Annotated in this window: 21 protein-coding genes; 11 read left to right on the top strand and 10 right to left on the bottom strand. The window is 53.6% G+C overall.

Annotated elements, in window-relative coordinates; translation table 11 throughout:
* Positions 1-172: 172 nt before the first annotated feature.
* Positions 173-754 (top strand): photosystem I assembly protein Ycf4, encoded by a 582-nt coding sequence (locus tag KB557_RS04500; RefSeq protein ID WP_255131674.1) that lies wholly within the window; start codon positions 173-175, stop codon positions 752-754.
* Entirely contained in the window at positions 751-1,431 is a 681-nt protein-coding gene (locus KB557_RS04495; RefSeq protein WP_255131673.1) for a peptidylprolyl isomerase, read from the top strand. Before KB557_RS04500 ends, KB557_RS04495 begins: the two co-directional genes overlap by 4 nt.
* Here KB557_RS04495 and ilvN read toward each other — a convergent pair.
* A complete protein-coding gene (gene ilvN / locus KB557_RS04490; RefSeq protein WP_255131680.1) occupies positions 1,416-1,946 on the bottom strand; it encodes an acetolactate synthase small subunit in 531 nt (176 codons plus the stop codon). The genes KB557_RS04495 and ilvN overlap by 16 nt on opposite strands.
* Before the next feature lie 25 nt (positions 1,947-1,971).
* Positions 1,972-2,886: an alpha/beta fold hydrolase gene (locus tag KB557_RS04485; RefSeq protein ID WP_255131677.1), complete on the bottom strand. Its 915-nt coding sequence runs from the start codon at positions 2,884-2,886 to the stop codon at positions 1,972-1,974.
* Positions 2,887-2,889: 3 nt separating this feature from the next.
* Here KB557_RS04485 and KB557_RS04480 point away from each other — a divergent pair, with 3 nt between their 5' ends.
* From KB557_RS04480 to KB557_RS04465, 4 genes are read left to right on the top strand one after another with little or no spacing between them, the layout of a single operon-like run.
* Positions 2,890-4,035 carry a N2,N2-dimethylguanosine tRNA methyltransferase gene (locus tag KB557_RS04480; RefSeq protein ID WP_255131672.1) on the top strand — a complete coding sequence of 382 codons (1,146 nt, stop codon included), beginning with the start codon at positions 2,890-2,892 and terminating at the stop codon, positions 4,033-4,035.
* 25 nt (positions 4,036-4,060) lie between these two features.
* Entirely contained in the window at positions 4,061-4,159 is a 99-nt protein-coding gene (gene petM, locus KB557_RS04475; RefSeq protein ID WP_106499538.1) for a cytochrome b6-f complex subunit PetM, read from the top strand.
* Positions 4,160-4,217: 58 nt separating this feature from the next.
* On the top strand, positions 4,218-5,180 hold the full coding sequence (locus tag KB557_RS04470) for an NAD(P)H-binding protein (RefSeq protein ID WP_255131671.1): 963 nt from the start codon (positions 4,218-4,220) through the stop codon (positions 5,178-5,180).
* 15 nt (positions 5,181-5,195) lie between these two features.
* A complete protein-coding gene (locus tag KB557_RS04465; protein ID WP_255131668.1) occupies positions 5,196-5,411 on the top strand; it encodes a hypothetical protein in 216 nt (71 codons plus the stop codon).
* Here KB557_RS04465 and KB557_RS04460 read toward each other — a convergent pair.
* Positions 5,408-6,034: a pseudouridine synthase gene (locus KB557_RS04460; RefSeq protein WP_255131666.1), complete on the bottom strand. Its 627-nt coding sequence runs from the start codon at positions 6,032-6,034 to the stop codon at positions 5,408-5,410. The two genes, KB557_RS04465 and KB557_RS04460, sit on opposite strands and share 4 nt — an antisense overlap.
* A gap of 47 nt (positions 6,035-6,081) precedes the next feature.
* Between KB557_RS04460 and infA the strand changes: the two genes are divergently transcribed.
* Positions 6,082-6,357 carry a translation initiation factor IF-1 gene (gene infA / locus KB557_RS04455; RefSeq protein WP_106499542.1) on the top strand — a complete coding sequence of 92 codons (276 nt, stop codon included), beginning with the start codon at positions 6,082-6,084 and terminating at the stop codon, positions 6,355-6,357.
* A gap of 1 nt (position 6,358) precedes the next feature.
* On the opposite strand, the gene trxB is transcribed toward infA, so the two are convergent.
* The 3 genes from trxB to KB557_RS04440 form a co-directional block, all read right to left on the bottom strand.
* On the bottom strand, positions 6,359-7,741 hold the full coding sequence (trxB, locus tag KB557_RS04450) for a thioredoxin-disulfide reductase (RefSeq protein WP_255131664.1): 1,383 nt from the start codon (positions 7,739-7,741) through the stop codon (positions 6,359-6,361).
* Between the two features lie 82 nt (positions 7,742-7,823).
* The gene (locus KB557_RS04445) at positions 7,824-8,144 is read right to left on the bottom strand and encodes a hypothetical protein (RefSeq protein ID WP_255131662.1); all 321 of its coding nucleotides are present in this window, start codon (positions 8,142-8,144) and stop codon (positions 7,824-7,826) included.
* A gap of 203 nt (positions 8,145-8,347) precedes the next feature.
* Positions 8,348-9,763 carry a DEAD/DEAH box helicase gene (locus tag KB557_RS04440; protein ID WP_255131660.1) on the bottom strand — a complete coding sequence of 472 codons (1,416 nt, stop codon included), beginning with the start codon at positions 9,761-9,763 and terminating at the stop codon, positions 8,348-8,350.
* An 84-nt stretch (positions 9,764-9,847) separates the two neighbouring features.
* Between KB557_RS04440 and KB557_RS04435 the strand changes: the two genes are divergently transcribed.
* Genes KB557_RS04435 through KB557_RS04425 form a run of 3 tightly spaced genes read left to right on the top strand, consistent with a single transcriptional unit; the run spans position 9,848 to position 11,721 of the window.
* Positions 9,848-10,027, top strand: coding sequence for a hypothetical protein (locus KB557_RS04435; RefSeq protein ID WP_255131658.1), 180 nt, complete (start codon positions 9,848-9,850; stop codon positions 10,025-10,027).
* Positions 10,027-10,701: an SDR family oxidoreductase gene (locus KB557_RS04430; protein WP_255131656.1), complete on the top strand. Its 675-nt coding sequence runs from the start codon at positions 10,027-10,029 to the stop codon at positions 10,699-10,701. Before KB557_RS04435 ends, KB557_RS04430 begins: the two co-directional genes overlap by 1 nt.
* A 9-nt stretch (positions 10,702-10,710) precedes the next feature.
* Positions 10,711-11,721, top strand: coding sequence for a YheT family hydrolase (locus KB557_RS04425; protein WP_255131654.1), 1,011 nt, complete (start codon positions 10,711-10,713; stop codon positions 11,719-11,721).
* On the opposite strand, the gene KB557_RS04420 is transcribed toward KB557_RS04425, so the two are convergent.
* From KB557_RS04420 to KB557_RS04410, 3 genes are all read right to left on the bottom strand, one after another.
* A complete protein-coding gene (locus tag KB557_RS04420) occupies positions 11,668-12,006 on the bottom strand; it encodes a ferredoxin (RefSeq protein ID WP_255131652.1) in 339 nt (112 codons plus the stop codon). The genes KB557_RS04425 and KB557_RS04420 overlap by 54 nt on opposite strands.
* Complete coding sequence (locus KB557_RS04415; protein ID WP_255131648.1) at positions 12,006-12,587, bottom strand: EF-1 guanine nucleotide exchange domain-containing protein; 582 nt, start codon at positions 12,585-12,587, stop codon at positions 12,006-12,008. The genes KB557_RS04420 and KB557_RS04415 overlap by 1 nt, the downstream gene beginning before the upstream one ends.
* A 76-nt stretch (positions 12,588-12,663) precedes the next feature.
* On the bottom strand, positions 12,664-13,869 hold the full coding sequence (locus tag KB557_RS04410) for a 1-deoxy-D-xylulose-5-phosphate reductoisomerase (RefSeq protein ID WP_255131646.1): 1,206 nt from the start codon (positions 13,867-13,869) through the stop codon (positions 12,664-12,666).
* A 94-nt stretch (positions 13,870-13,963) separates the two neighbouring features.
* Between KB557_RS04410 and KB557_RS04405 the strand changes: the two genes are divergently transcribed.
* Positions 13,964-14,167 (top strand): hypothetical protein, encoded by a 204-nt coding sequence (locus tag KB557_RS04405; protein ID WP_399218651.1) that lies wholly within the window; start codon positions 13,964-13,966, stop codon positions 14,165-14,167.
* Here KB557_RS04405 and KB557_RS04400 read toward each other — a convergent pair.
* Positions 14,164-15,068, bottom strand: a 905-nt coding sequence (locus KB557_RS04400) for a DALR domain-containing protein (RefSeq protein WP_255131644.1), incomplete at its 5' end; no start/stop codon positions are given. The genes KB557_RS04405 and KB557_RS04400 overlap by 4 nt on opposite strands.

Here is a 15,068-nt window from a genome sequence, read left to right as displayed (position 1 = left end):
GAACCATCCGCGCTGGCTAACGCGCCCTAGGGCGATCGTCATTGATAGTGGAGTGATACTTGGTGATGGTAACAACGTTTTTGGGTGGTATGCGGCAAATGGAAACGTGCTGAAACTCTTCTACTGTTTAAATGTTTAAGTAGATTTACTCATTAGCGCAATATTTTTGCTGATGTTCCCTGCGCTTTGGCAGGATGCAACCACAACAGCTGCCTATTCCTTGGCGATACCAATTAATCAATCGGTACTCGGCTCCCGCCGCCCTTCCAACATCCTGATGGCGGTGCTGGTTTCCACAGGGGGCATCGGTTTTTTGCTCACCAGCCTCTCCAGTTATTTAGGCCGTGATTTATTGCCGGTGGGGCACCCAGCAGCGCTCTTTTTTGTGCCCCAGGGTTTGATAATGGGGGGGTATGGCCTGGCTGCAGTGCTTCTAAGCACCTATTTATGGATTGTGATTGGCATTGATGTGGGCTCTGGGTTTAACAATTTTGATAAAGAAGCGAATTTGATCACAATCGAACGCCGTGGATTTCGCCAATTAATAAGTTTTACTATTCCCTGCGCTGATGTGCAATCAGTAAAGGTGGAGGTGCGTGACGGCCTAAACCCCCGGCGCCGCTTAGCGCTCAAATTGCGGGGCCGGCGCGACCTACCCCTTACCCGAGTGGGTGAACCAATTGCCCTTGCTGAACTTGAGCAGGGGGGCGCTGAACTTGCCCGTTATTTAGGTGTTCCATTGGAGGGGGTATGAAGCGGCTTTTTCCTGCCTTATTGAGTTTGCTTGCTCTTTTTTGGTTGCCCGCTTGCTCTTCACCGGCGGCGCTCAATGAAGCGGGTTGCAGCCAGAGCGCTAGTCCGTGCTTGCAAAGCACGGCCCGAATTGCGCTGATAACGGATCGTGGACGGATTGTTGTTGAGCTAGATGGCAAAAACGCACCGCTAACGGCCGGAAATTTTCTTGATTTAGTAAAAAGAGGCGCCTACACAAATACAGTTTTTCATCGGGTTGTAAAACAACCCAGCCCCTTTGTTGTGCAAGGTGGCGATCCACAGTCGGCAAAAGCTGGGGTGTCCCCCAGCCTGTTTGGCACTGGTAATTTCCTTGATCCAGCCTCTGCAGCGCCCCGCTTTATTCCCCTTGAGGTGAAGCTCAGCTCTGAAGCATCCCCTCGCTATGGACGCCCCATCAGCGGTGCAAGGGTGACAGATCAATTAGCGCTACCCCACTACCGCGGCGCTTTGGCAATGGCCCGCTCCCAAGATCCAAATTCAGCTAGCGCTCAGTTTTATATAGCCCTCAGCGATCTACCTGAATTAGATGGGCGCTATGCCGTATTTGGCCGTGTAATTGAAGGTATGCCTGTAGTTGATTCGATCGTGCAAGGTGATCGCTTGCGTAAAGCTGAAGTGCTTCAGGTGGGCACATAGCTATCTGAATTACGCAGCCTTAACGATTCGGAATTCACCCCAGAAGCCCTTTGTAATGCCACTTTGCCGGTGCGGGCAATCTCGAGGATGCCAAAAGGCCTGAGCAGTTGTTCAAGGGCTACAAGTTTGCCTGGATCTCCCACCACTTCAAGGGTGAGTGCTTCATCAGCCACATCCACCACCTTGGCCCTAAATACCTGAACCAGATCAAATACAGCACCCCGGCTGCTGCCATCAGCCTTCACTTTCAACAGCATTAACTCCCTTTCCACGGCTGGTATGTGGGAAAGATCAATCACTTCCAGCACATTTACTAATTTGAGGAGCTGCTTTGTCATTTGCTCCAACACATGGTCATCGCCGGCTACCACCATGGTGAGCCGTGATACTCCAGGCTGTTCTGTTGGCCCCACGGCAAGGCTTTCAATGTTGTAGCCCCTACGGGCAAACAACCCTGCAATCCGGCTAAGGGCACCGGATTCATCTTCTACCAACACCGAAAGGGTGTGCTTCATCGCCATTACTTTGGCCGCGTTAAACCTAGGCGCTGATGTTCCCTGCTTTGAGCCAATTCAAAACCAGTTGGTTAAAACGTTCTGGATCTTCATCGTGGAAGCAATGCCCGATTCCTTCAATCAGCTCTAAATCACAGCGGTTTTTTGGAACGTAAGCCAGTATTTTTTTACTGATTTGAACTGGCACCAGGCGATCTTGCTTGCCCCATAGCAATAAAAGAGGGCAGCTCAACCTCGGCAGCAGTTGCGGCGCTGTAGCTGCTCCAGGTCTTAGGGCCATACCTCGCACCATGCCCGCAAGTGCTCCAGGGGCGCCGCTGCGGCGGGCCGGTTGCTGGATCAATTTGACAAGCTCTTGATTGATTCGGGCTGGATTTGAATAAGCGCTACCGATCCCTAGCCGCAGCAGCGCCGGTTGGCGTAGCAACGCGATCAAGGGGCCGAGTGGAAGCAAGCGGGCGATTGAATTAACCAAAAAGCGCTCCAGCTTGCGTTTCCAGGGGCTGCGCCGCAAGGGCAACGGTTGTATCAAGGTGGGATCAGGTAGTGGCGCTGCCACAACAGCAACTACCAACTCCGGCGCAAAAACTGCTGTGGTGAGTGCCACCAGTGCTCCAAGCGAATTGCCCACCAGCACCGCTGGCCCCTGCACCACTTCAATTAAAAATTTCTGTAATTGCAGGCTCCAAATCCTGTTGTCAAGTTTTATTGAAGGCTGATCGCTTTGGCCAAATCCAAGTAGATCAATTGCATAAACGCAGAAACCTGCAGCCTCAAAATCCGCAGCGTTATCTCGCCAGTGGCCGCTTGCTGCTCCAAAACCATGGAGCAGCACCAGCGCTGGTGATTGTTTGGAACCAAGCCGGCGCCAATGGCAGCGCCAAGGGCCAAACTCTGCTTGGCTCTGTTCTCCCCAATTGCTGCCGGATCGAGGTGGCATCACTTGAAAACAACAATCACATCTGAACAAGCTCACTATTGCGAAGCTTCCGCTCGGGTGTTGCTTGGGGATGGCTTTTTTAGAGTTGATTCAAGGCCCGCTCGCGACTACGGCGTGATCTTGCTGCGTTGGCTAGCTCAGAAACGCCAGGGCATGCCCGTAGCTGTGCTTGATGGCCTCGCTGGTTGCGGTATTCGCAGTGTTCGCTATGGGTTAGAGGCTGGAGCCACTGAATTGGTGGTAAACGACGCTGATCCGCAACGCTTGGCTTTGCTTGATCACAACTTGGCGGCACTGTCTCAATGCGCGGGGGTGCATTGGCAGGCAAGCAGTGGAACAATTCAAAAATTGCTTGCCAGCTTTGTGTTGCAGGAAAAGCATTTTGATTTAGTTGATCTAGATGCCTTTGGTGCTGCTACCGATTTATTGCCATCTGCTTTGGGAGCAGTGCGCCTTGATGGCATTTTTTACCTTGCCAGCAGTGATGGTCGTTCCTTTACGGGGCACGATCGCCCCGCTGCGCTGCGGCGCCTTGGGGCAGCGGTGCGGGCGCAACCATGCAGTTGGGAATTGGCTTTGCGGCTGCAGATGGGAGCTGTGGCTCGGGCCGCTTGGGCCATGGGCCATGGCGTGCAACCACTGCTTTGTTTCAGCGAAGGCCGCACCTTTCGCAGTGCGGTGCAATTAACTCGCCGGCCTGCAGCAGCAGAAGAAGCCCTGCTGGGTTTGCAGGCCTATTGCCATCGCTGCGGCAATCACTGGGGCACTTCATTGTTGGCATGGAAATCGCTTGGAATTTGCAGCAATTGCGGGGCAGAGCCGGTAACAAGCGGCCCCCTTTGGCGAGGGCCCCTGCAAAACACAACGGTTTTAAAAGCTGCCCTTGAACTGGAGCAGAAGGCAGGGCTCAATTCCCTTTCGCCGCCAGCACTGAAGCAGTTGCAACGCTTAATAAATGATGCGGCAGAACAACCGGAAGCATTTGCCTTGGCCGATCTAGCAAGGCAGCTGAGGGGCGATATGCCCCCTTTAAAAGACCTACTTAAGGCACTAGTTGCCGCCGGTTGGCAAGCTGCAGCCAGCGGGATTCAGGCGATGCAATTTCGCACTGATGCCCCCTGGGCTGAGGTATTGCGCTTAGCCCGATAAGCTGAAGGAAGCAGAAATTCTTCTAGTGGCATCTGAAATTTTTGGCATTGCAGCAGTGTTTTGGGTATTAATCCCGTTGGGTTTAGTGGGTGGCGCCTTGTTACTCAAGTTGCAAGGAGATTGAGCTTTCCCCTCGGTAGCCCTCCTTGGCTTATTAAGCTCCCCAGCACTGAGGGGTGCTGATGCAGGTACTTGTAATGGGTGCAACAGGCACCTTGGGCCGTCAAATTGCAAGGCGGGCCCTGGATGCTGGGCATCAGGTGCGTTGCATGGTGCGCTCTCCACGTAAAGCAGCTTTTTTGCAGGAATGGGGTTGTGAATTAACCCGAGGCAACTTGCTGGAAGAAGATTCCCTCGCCTACGCCCTTGAGGGCCAAGAGGCAGTAATCGACGCAGCCACTGCAAGGCCAACCGATAGTGAAAGCGTTTATCGCATCGATTGGGATGGCAAATTAAATCTGCTTAATCATTGCCGCAGAGCTGGATTAGAGCGGTTTGTTTTTATCTCCTTGCTGGAGGCGGAAAGCTTCCGCGATGTGCCTTTGATGGACATCAAATACTGCACTGAACAGTTATTGGCTGAATCGGGCCTTGCTTACACAGTTCTGCGCACTTGCGCCTTTATGCAAGGGGTGATTGGTCAGTTTGCAATTCCGGTGCTGGAGAGCCAAACCGTGTGGGTTAGTGGCAGCTCAACGCCAATTGCTTATATGAACACCCAAGACGTTGCTCGTTTCGCCGTGGCTGCCCTTGCGCAAGAGCAAACCGTTGGCGCCTGCTTCCCGGTGGTGGGGCCAAAGGCCTGGAATACCGGCGAGGTTGTGCAGTTATGCGAACGCTTTAGCCGCAGGGATGCTCGAGTAATTCGAGTTTCGCCTTTATTGATACGCGCAATGCAAGGGGTGGCATCCTTTTTTGAACCTGGGGTGAATATTGCCGAGCGATTGGCATTTGCAGAGGTCACCGGGGGAGGGGTAAGCCTCACTTCAGCAATGGAGCAGAGCTACACCTCCTTCGGCCTTGATCCTGCTGAAACCACAGGCCTGGAGGCCTATCTCCAGGAATATTTCACCAGCATCCTGCGGCGCCTTCGTGAGATGGAAGCCGATCTTGATAAGGATGCAAAAAAGAAACTGCCCTTCTGAGCTCTTTTATTTGTTATGGCAATCGCCCAAATCAAAAACCTGCAACGGCGCTTAGCAAACCTTGAACAGGAAGCGGAAGCTGAACTCGATCGTGTTTGCGGCAATCACCTTTGGGCCAGCGTTGGCCCCGATGTGATCGATGCACTAGAAATTTCAGCTGAGCGGGCCCGCGCTAACTACTACTACGGCCAACTAATGACCGTGCGGGAGCTGCAAGGGGTGATGGGCTAGTTAGCTAGCCGCTGTAGCCGCTGCTCCTCCTCAGCCGTTACTGGCCGCCACTTCCCCACTGCAAGGCCTTCGAGGTTTAGAGGATCAGCGCCGTCCATTAAATCGATGCCAACGCGAATTAAGCGCAAGGTGGGTAAGCCCACCGCCGCGCTCATGCGTCGCACCTGGCGATTTCGACCCTCCTGCAAGCCCAACTCAATCCAGCTGGTGGGCACAGTTAAACGTTGCCTTATCGGTGGCAGCCGCGCTGGCAATTGTTCATATTCACTCGGTTGCAGCAAACGGGCCCTTGCTGGCCTGCTAATGCCGTCTTTCAGCTGGATTCCCAGTTGCAACTTTTCAATAGCGGCTTGATCAGCGCTGCCCTCTACTTGCACCCAGTAATAACGCCAATGACCCCAGCGGGGATCGGTGAGGCGATGTTGCAAAGCACCATTTGCTGTGAGTATCAACAGGCCCTCACTATCGGCATCAAGGCGGCCAGCGGCATAAACGCCCGGCTGAGCCACCAGTGAGGCCAGGCTCTCCCAGCTACTGCCGGGTTCGCGCCGAAACTGGCTCAGCACTCCATAGGGCTTATGCAGCAGCAAGGTGGGTGGGGGCTGTAGCTGTTGGTAGTGCACCTGCGCCTTAAACTGCAACTGAATTGTTTTTTTGGCCTGCCCCCTGCATGATCGAAACGAGTGGTGTGATTGAAAAAGAGCAGGGGAACGGTTTCTATCTGGTTACTTTGGAGCAACCTGCTGGCCACCAATGTTTGTGCCGTGCAGCAGGCAAGCTCACAAAATTTCGCATCAAATTACTAGCGGGCGACAAAGTTTTGGTGGAGATTAGCCCTTACGACCTCACCCGGGGGCGGATCACTTACCGAGAACGCAACGCTTCTGCTCCTGGCGGCCGGCCCCCTGGCGGAGGCAACCGCCCTGGTGGCCCACGCCGCCGTTAGATCAAAGAAGCGCCTCAATTGCAGCTTTGACACTGCTGCGTTGTTGTACGCCACGCCATTGCTGTTTAAGTTCTTTTCCCATAAATAATTGAAGCGTTGGAGTGCCGGTTACACCGGCTTGAGTTGCGATGTCGTTGTGTTCATTCAGATTTATTTCCACCCCTTGGGCGGCGCCTTCTAATTCATTCAAGATGCGGCGCAATTGCGGCTTAAACACGTGGCAGGGGCCGCAATCCGGAGATGTGTAGATCACCAGCAGCGGTTTTTTGCTGTTGTGATAAAGCTTCCTTAGGGCGTAGCTTCCCCCCTGCCAAAGGGCATCTGGGTTGAAATTTTCTTCGGTAACTTCTTCTGTTTTAAGCGGTTGTTCCGCTGCAATGGGATCAACAACTTGGCGGCTCACGGTGGTAGCGAGGTTGTGTTCACTGAGCCAGCGTTCTGCTGCGAGGGCCGCTTGGCAGCCGCTAGCGGCTGCGGTAATCGCTTGGCGCCATTGGGAATCGGCCACATCCCCTGCGGCAAATACCCCTTCTTTAGCGGTGGCGGGAGAGCCTGCTTGGGTGATCAGATAACCCTTGTTATCAAGGGGTAGTTGCCCTTCCAGGAGGCGAGTGTTTGGGGTATGGCCGATGGCATAAAAAATGCCGCGCACCGCAAGGGTTTCAGCCGGTTCGCCTTCAGTTGTAAGCAAGCTGAGTTGTTCAAGCCAATCAGTGCCGGCAAGGCTGCCCAATTGGCGATTCCAGTGCACGGTGATCTGAGAATTTGCTAAAACCCGATCAGCCATGGCTTTACTTGCCCGCAGGCTGTCGCGGCGCACGATCAGGTGCACATGGCTGCCGTATTTAGTGAGATACACCGCCTCTTCACAGGCGGAATCTCCGCCCCCCACCACCGCTAGTTGTTCGTTGCGGAATTGCGGTGTGGCCCCATCACAAATGGCGCAGGCGCTGATGCCGTGGCTCCAAAACTTAGCTTCATCTGGAATGCCAAGGCGATTAGCACTTGCGCCGGTGGCGATGATCAAGCTATGGCTAGAAATCGTTTCACCATCTACCTGAACTGAGTAGGGGCGCTTTGAAAGATCGATAGCTGTTGCATCTGCTTCGATTAAGCGGGTGCCCCAGCGCACCGCCTGGGCACGCATGCGATCCATCAGCTCAGGGCCCATGATTCCGTCTGGAAAACCGGGAAAGTTTTCCACATGGGTGGTGGTCATTAATTGCCCGCCAGGTATGCCCCCTTCTTGATAGCCAGTGATCAGGATCGGGTTGAGGTTTGCCCGAGCTGCATATAAAGCCGCGGTGTAGCCAGCGGGGCCAGAGCCCACCACCACTACATTCTCTAGGGAATTGCTTGAATTCTGTACTTCTAAATCGGCCATAAAAAAGCGCTCTATGCGGAATCAATTCGCTTAAAGCCTAACCAGATAAAACCTTGGATACTGGGTTTAACCAGCCTTGCTGCTAGAGCCGCTGGCTTGGATCTGGGGTGGGATCCACCTGCAAAGAACGGGGCAGCTCCACCCCTTGCAGTTGATTTGCAGGCAAGCGATGCCATGGATCATCTAGGTATGCAGCACCACGCAAACGCCAAACAGCTCGTGGCACAGCTTGAGGAGAAACAGTTTCGCGAATCACAGCTTGGGGAATTGCGGGAAGCTGGAAAGGCTCCACCGTGATCATGGTTTGCGCCTTTACCGGCGCAGTGGGCAAAAAACCAACAGCACCAGCTAGCAGTAATGCAACTGGCTGTGCAACCAAGCTGGAGAAAAAAATTGTTTGCATTGCCAGAAGGTATCGATCCTGTTCTGATTGGCAAGGCTTAGGGGGGAGCAAAAAAAAACTCCGCTGCCCGGCAGCGGAGTTTGGGGTGACGTGCTCGCGGTGGGCTCCGGGCTCCTTATTTATCCGCTGCTTTATTAAGCAACATCGATCTCCCTTAATTGTGACTGGGCTCGGCCAGCTCCTAACCAAATGTGACTGGCCCCTCAAGCAGCAAGAAATCCCGGCAGCTGGGGCTCCTTGATTTCAATCACAGCCCCAGCCGCATCGCTAATCGCCCGCTGCTCAGGCCGCCAGTTGCCGCTGTTAAGCGCTGCTTCAGGGCTGATTTCTTCAGCCCCCTCAGGTGCCAACAAATAGGGGGAGCTGAGGCTCCAATTACGGGCGTATGCCATCAGTAATGGATCAGCAGGGGCGTGTATGTAGGAGGCATGCCGTGGCATTGGTTCAATTGCACTGCGGCTGCCATCGAGGCGCACTGCCCTTGTGATCGCCTGCAAAAACCGACTGCGGGTTGTAACTGTTGTGAGATAGGCCACCACCCTTAGCCGTGGGGCATCAAAACCCTCGGCGCACATGTCAACGCTTACCAGCCATTCCCCTTCCCCCCCTTGAAAACGACTCAGGGCCTCTGCTGCGCCTGGATCTTGTGAATGCACCAGCACCACCTTGTCGCCCTCCTCCTCCAGCAGGCAACTAATGCCCCGGGCATGGCTGATATCGCGGGCTACCACCAAACCAGCTGCCCCTGGCTGTTGCTCTTGCAAAGCTTCACGCCGTTTTCGTGCTTGCAGTAACACCTGCAGAGCAATACTGCTGCGATCACCCAAGCGCACTGCCCGCCGCAGGTTTCTTGCTCGCCAGCTCTCGCGTTGTTCAGCCGATAGGGCAGAGCGTTCCTTGTTTTCGTATTCGATCCAGCCATCCTGGAAATGAAACCGTAGCGGCCTCACATCACCTGAATTAATTAATTCCTGAGGCGTTATTACTAAATCGGGGGTAATTATTCGTTGGCTTATCCCGTTGATTTTTACGAGTTGTTGATGGGAGGAACAAAACTGCAATTGGTCGGCGCGAAATGGCGTGCCGGTGAGCCCTAGCCGCAATTTGGCACCACTGCTGAGCTGTTCAAAGCTGTGGCCCCAACCCCCTTCCTCCGGTTGTAGTGGATCCAAGCCAAGGTGATGCACCTCATCTGCCACCAGCAGCCATTGCTGCAAAGGTGCTTGGCTTTGCAATAGGAGCCGCCATTGCTGGGGATCGCGATTAGCGGCTTGGTAGCTGCAAATCAAACCATCGGGCCCCAACACACCCTCCCCTAAATCGAGGCCAAGCCTTTTTGCTGCAATTTTCCACTGGTTGGCAATTGAACTGCGATGGCAGCAAATGCAGATTGCTTGCAACTGCTGGCCTTGGCGTAGTTGCAAAAAGGCATGAAGGCTGCCGAGGGTTTTGCCGGCGCCCGGCCCGGCATGGATCAACACATCAGTGCAAACGCCCGGAGCTGCTAATTGCAGCCTTCTACGCAGTAATTCCAAAAGCCGTTGCTGCCAGCGGCGGGGGCGGATTCCCAGCGCTGGCCTGCTTTGTAGCCGGCTGATGGCAAAAGAAGGAGAAGCCATAACAATATTTTGAGTGTATTTACGCAGGGTTAGTGGCGCTGGCGGACCTAGCTTTCATGCATAGAGATTGCCGTTTAAAAGTTGATGCCTAATCCTGCGCCCAATTCCCCTTCAGTGCTTAAGGAATTGGTAAAAAAACTGGAGTGTTGTCTTAATCAAGAGTGCGATATCGACCCATTAATTTTGAGATTACGTAGTTTGCGTAGCCGTGGTGCGTGGGCGGAAGTGAATTGTTTAGAACAGGAATTGTTGCCTCTTTTTTAATGCGTATCGCAGTTACTGGTGCCTCCGGGAAAACGGGCTGGCGTGTGGTGGATGAAGCCCTTTTGCGGGGCAACCAAGTGGTGCCAATCCTGCGACCAGATTCCCAGGTGCCGCAAGCTTTAGCTGATGGGAAAGTGGAAATAAAGCGTTTGGATTTGGCTAATCAAGCTGCACTCGTGGCGGCTTTAAGTGGTTGTGATGCCTTGGTGATCGCCACAGGCGCAAGGCCTTCGCTTGATCTTGCAGGGCCTTTAAAAGTGGATGCGTTGGGCATTAGAGCTCAAATATCCGCCTGTAAAAAGGCTGGGGTAGAGCGGGTGGTGTTGGTTAGTTCCCTCTGCAGCGGCCGTTTTTTTCACCCCCTCAACTTGTTTGGCCTCATCTTGCTTTGGAAGCGCCTCGGGGAACGCTGGCTTGCAGCTAGTGGTTTGAAATACACGATCGTGCGCCCTGGTGGCCTCAAAGAAGCAGAAGAGCAGCTGGAATTGCAGGGAATTCGTTTTACAGATGCTGATCAGCAAGAAAGCAGCAGTATTCCGCGCCGTTTGGTGGCAAAGGTATGTCTTGATGCCATCGAATTACCTGCAGCAGTGGGTCGAATACTTGAAATCACCAGCGCTGAAGATGTGGTTCCTCAAGCTTTAGCCGATTGGTTAGCTGTTAATCCGGCCTAGCTAATGGCGATGGCGTTATCCGCTTTTAAATCCCGTTTTCCCTGGTGGGGCGGGGATTTACAAACCCTGCGAGATACCTTGCGGCTGCCCAAATTGCCTCCGGATCGAGGCGTGCCAGTGCCAGTGCAGCTTCCTTGCGGCGGCGCCCTGCTGGCTTTTCACGACCCCCACCCCAAGCCGCTGGCCTTGGTGCTTTTGCTCCATGGCCTTGGCGGCAGCAGCGATCGAGAGGGGTTGCGGCGCATGGGCCTTGCCCTACAGGCCAGTGGTTTTGCGGTGCTGCGTCTCAATTTGCGGGGGGCAGGAAAGGGCAGAGCGCTGGCTCCAGGTAGCTATGCAGCACTTTGCAATCAAGATCTTGCGCCGGTGCTGGCCGTGGGTCGTGGCTTGGCGGCAGGCAAGCCCCTTGTGGGGGTTGGTATCTCCCTTGGCGGCACGATTCTGCTCAATGCCTGCTTGGATCCTGGCCTCAATATTGATGGCAAAAGCTGCCTTGATGCGCTGGTTTGCACTAGTAGCCCGTTGGATCTCGGCCTGTGTTCAGCATCAATCGAGCGGCCCCGCAACCGCATCTATCAGCATTGGTTGGTGAAGCGTTTAGTGAAGCAAACCCTGGAAGATCCAGTTGGCATAAATGAACATGAACGCCATGCCTTGCGGAAAGTAAGAACTATTCGAGATTTTGATGAAGCAATCACTGCTCCCCGCTGGGGCTACAGCAATGCTGCTGCCTATTACAAAGCAGCGAGCCCAATTCATAAATTATCTGAACTTAAGGTGCCTAGTTTGCTTTTGCAGGCCCTTGATGATCCCTGGGTAACAGCAAGCACTGCCCAACGCTTACGCGATGAGCAAACCTGCCCATCACTAAAAGTGGTGCTCACGCCAAACGGGGGGCACAACGGATTTCACGGCAAGGGTGATGATCCCTTGGCCTGCTGGGGCGATCGTTTCACGGCTCAGTGGTTAAAAGCTGTTTTGCTTGATCAACCATTCAGTGATCGGCTCCCCATTGATTAGGTGTTGAGCCACGATTCGCTCGATCCGCTTGGGGGTGAGCTCGCCGTAGTAGTGGCCGCTAGGCCACACAAGCAGCACCGGTCCGTTGCTGCACAAGCGCAAGCAATCGGCCTTTGTGCGCAGCACCACCCCTTCCGCACGCTCAGGCTGCTCCAGCCCCGCTGCTTTGAGGCTCTTTTTTAATTGCTCCCAGCATTGCGCCCCTAAAGGCCCCTGGTGGCAAAGGGGCTTAGTGGGGGAAGCACACAACAACAGGTGATATTGAACCTTCTGCTGCGGCAGCATTAACGGTTGGCTTCGCTGTGATTAACCAGGAGGTGATGCACATCCTCTAAACCTTCACGGGCTTGGATCCGGGCCTGTTCAAGGTCGCCTCCGGCTTCAGGTAGAAGGGCTTCACCCACTCGATTTATCAATTCATCGTGGCGTTCCTGCAGGAAGGCTAAAAGTTCTTCTTCGATCACTTGGCGCACGGCTTTAGAGCGCATCTTGTTTTGGTCGGCCTCAGCAAAGGTGCCACCCACCAATTCTTTTACGAAAAGACGCTGGATTTCGTTGCTGCGCAGAAAGCTTTCCACAGCATTAATAGTGCCGTCTGCCACCGTGCGTTCTACTTCCATCATCTCTTTGCCAAGCTTGAATTCCCAGTCGAGATGGCGCTTTTGCCAGCCTTGCTGCTGCAGCATTGGCACAACGGTTTGGGAAAAGGTATCGATTGAAATTTCGTAGATCCGTTCTGCGAGCCTTTCGCACCATTCTTCTCCGTGGGCCCTCAGGTTTTCCTGCAGTTCTGAACGTTCAATTTCATGGCCGCCGTGGTGGCTATGGCAAACATCGCCGGGGCATTCAACGGCTGAGAGGGGCATGGCAAGCAATAGGCAACCTTTGTACTTGTTAGCCAAGTTTTGGCAGTTGTGTAAGAGCTGTGCGGAATCTTTTCGGCTATGGGGCGGCTTCTGCTGTTATCTGCCGCGCCCAGCTATCTACCGCTAAAACGTCTGCCAGGCTGGGATCTGCCCGTAGTTCCTGCTGGTGTTTTGCGCAGGTGCGTTCGATTAATTTGGGGATATCTAAAAACTGAATACGTTCTTCTAAGAACATTGCAACGGCTTGTTCATTTGCGGCATTTAGCACTGCGGGCATGGTGCCGCCAGCTCTACCGGCCGCATAGGCAAGATCCATGCATGGATACATCGCTGGGTTTGGTTTGCGAAAAGTGAGCTCAGCTACTTCGGTGAGATCAAGGCGGCGCCAGGGGGTTTCCAGCCGTTGGGGCCAGCTAAGGCAATAAAGCAGCGGCAATTTCATGTCGGGCCAACCCAATTGAGCTAGCACCGATGAATCTGCTAGTTCCACCATTGAATGGATGATGCTCTGGGGATGAATAACAATTTCAATTTCGTTGTAATCAAGGCCAAATAAATAGTGGGCTTCTATTATTTCAAGCCCTTTATTCATCAAAGAAGCTGAATCAACGGTAATTTTGCGGCCCATGCTCCAGTTGGGATGGCTGGTGGCATCTGCCACTGTTGCTTTGGATAAATCAGCGGGATCCCAATCACGGAATGCACCACCGCTGGCGGTTAGTTGAATGCGCCTCAGGCCCGGGGGGGCGATTCCCGTTGAAAGGCGGGCTGAATCAGCCCATGGTGTGCCTTGAAGGCATTGAAAAATAGCTGAATGTTCAGAATCAGCTGGCAGTAAACGGGAGCCGCTTTTTTCAAGTTCTGGCAGCACCACTGGGCCAGCTGCAATCAAAGTTTCTTTATTCGCTAGGGCTAAATCTTTACCGGCGCGGATTGCTGCAAGGGTGGGCAAAAGGCCGGCGCAACCCACGATGCCGGTAACAACAAGATCAGCAGAAGCCCAAGCAGCAGCTGCGCAAATACCATCACTGCCCGCCAGTAACACCGGCGGTTTAAGTGCAGCCCCACAACTAGTTAGCCGTTCCTGCAGCTCCGCGATGCTGTTGGGATCAGCTAAGGCCACCACTTCAGGGCGATGGCGCTGAATCTGTTTAACAAGCAGATCTAAATTTTTGCCAGCGGTGAGGGCCACCACCTTGAAAAGCTCTGGGAAATCATCAACGATCTCCAGGGTTTGGGTGCCGATCGATCCGGTGGAGCCAAGTATTGAGAGGGCTTTCACAGGTTTCGTTTAGGCGGTGTACTGGCTCAAGTGTGCCATTGGCGTGGGTAGCTTCCACGCCTCGCCAAGATGCAGGAAGCTATCCAAATCCGCCATGAAAATGCCCTGGCTGCAACGTTGGAATTTCATTGAACGGGCCAAGCTTGAACGGCAACTTTGGGATGCGTTTGATCGCGGTGAATCAATTGAGCAATTAGTAGAGCAATGCCAAGACGAATTCACAAAAGAAGTGTGGACTGCAACTGCAGCCAGCATTCGTAAAATTGAATTGTTAATGCGCGATCAACAAAAACCCTAAATACGCAGCCATTCAGTACTACCACCGGGTTTATCGATCAATTCAATTCCTTGCATTTTTAGAGCAGCTCTGATGTTGTCTGCTTCAGCAAAGTTGCGGTTTGCTTTTGCCGCTTTGCGAGCCTCAATTTGCGCCTCAATTTGAGTCTCAAATTCTGCCTCACTCTGCCTATTAATCGCGTTAGCGCTGTTGAACTCAGCTTCTTCTGCTTTTAAACCGAGCACCCCTGCCAGTTCTTGCAGCAGTTGCCATTGGCAGCCCAAGGCCCGTTCCTCAATGCTTGGAACATCGCCCCGCTCTAAGCGATTAGCAAGCGCGCGCAGTGGTTTTGCCAGTTCAAATAACACTGCAAGGGCTGCGGAACTATTGAGGTCGTCGTCCATTGCAGAACGAAAGCGGCCTTGGCTTGCGGCAAGCCAGGGCGCTGCAATTGGATCAATAGCAGCCCAGCTCAACATTTCTTGATGGCGAGCTCCAAGTTGCAAGGCATTATTTAAGCCTTTCCAACCGGTGGCAGCAGCGGCCAAAGCTTCTGCGCTGAAATCCAATGGTTTGCGGTAATGGGCCTGCAGCACAAAAAATCTCAGGGTCATCGGCGAAATACCGCTATCTAATAAGGCACGGATCGTGGTGAAGTTGCCTAGTGATTTAGACATTTTTGTGCCCTCAACATTCACCATGCCGTTGTGCAGCCAGTAGCGGGCTAGTGGTTTTCCACTAGCGGTTTCAGATTGGGCGATTTCATTTTCGTGATGCGGAAAGATCAGATCTGCGCCGCCAAGGTGAATATCAATGCTGTCGCCAAATTCTTGGCGCACCATGGCTGAGCATTCGATATGCCAACCGGGGCGACCGTGGCCCCAGGGGGATTCCCAGCTCGGTTCCCCTGGTTTTGCCGCTT

This window comes from Synechococcus sp. Cruz CV12-2-Slac-r, assembly GCF_024346075.1.
In the GTDB taxonomy this organism is placed as follows: domain Bacteria; phylum Cyanobacteriota; class Cyanobacteriia; order PCC-6307; family Cyanobiaceae; genus Synechococcus_D.
This window is presented reverse-complemented; position numbering and strand designations above follow the sequence as displayed.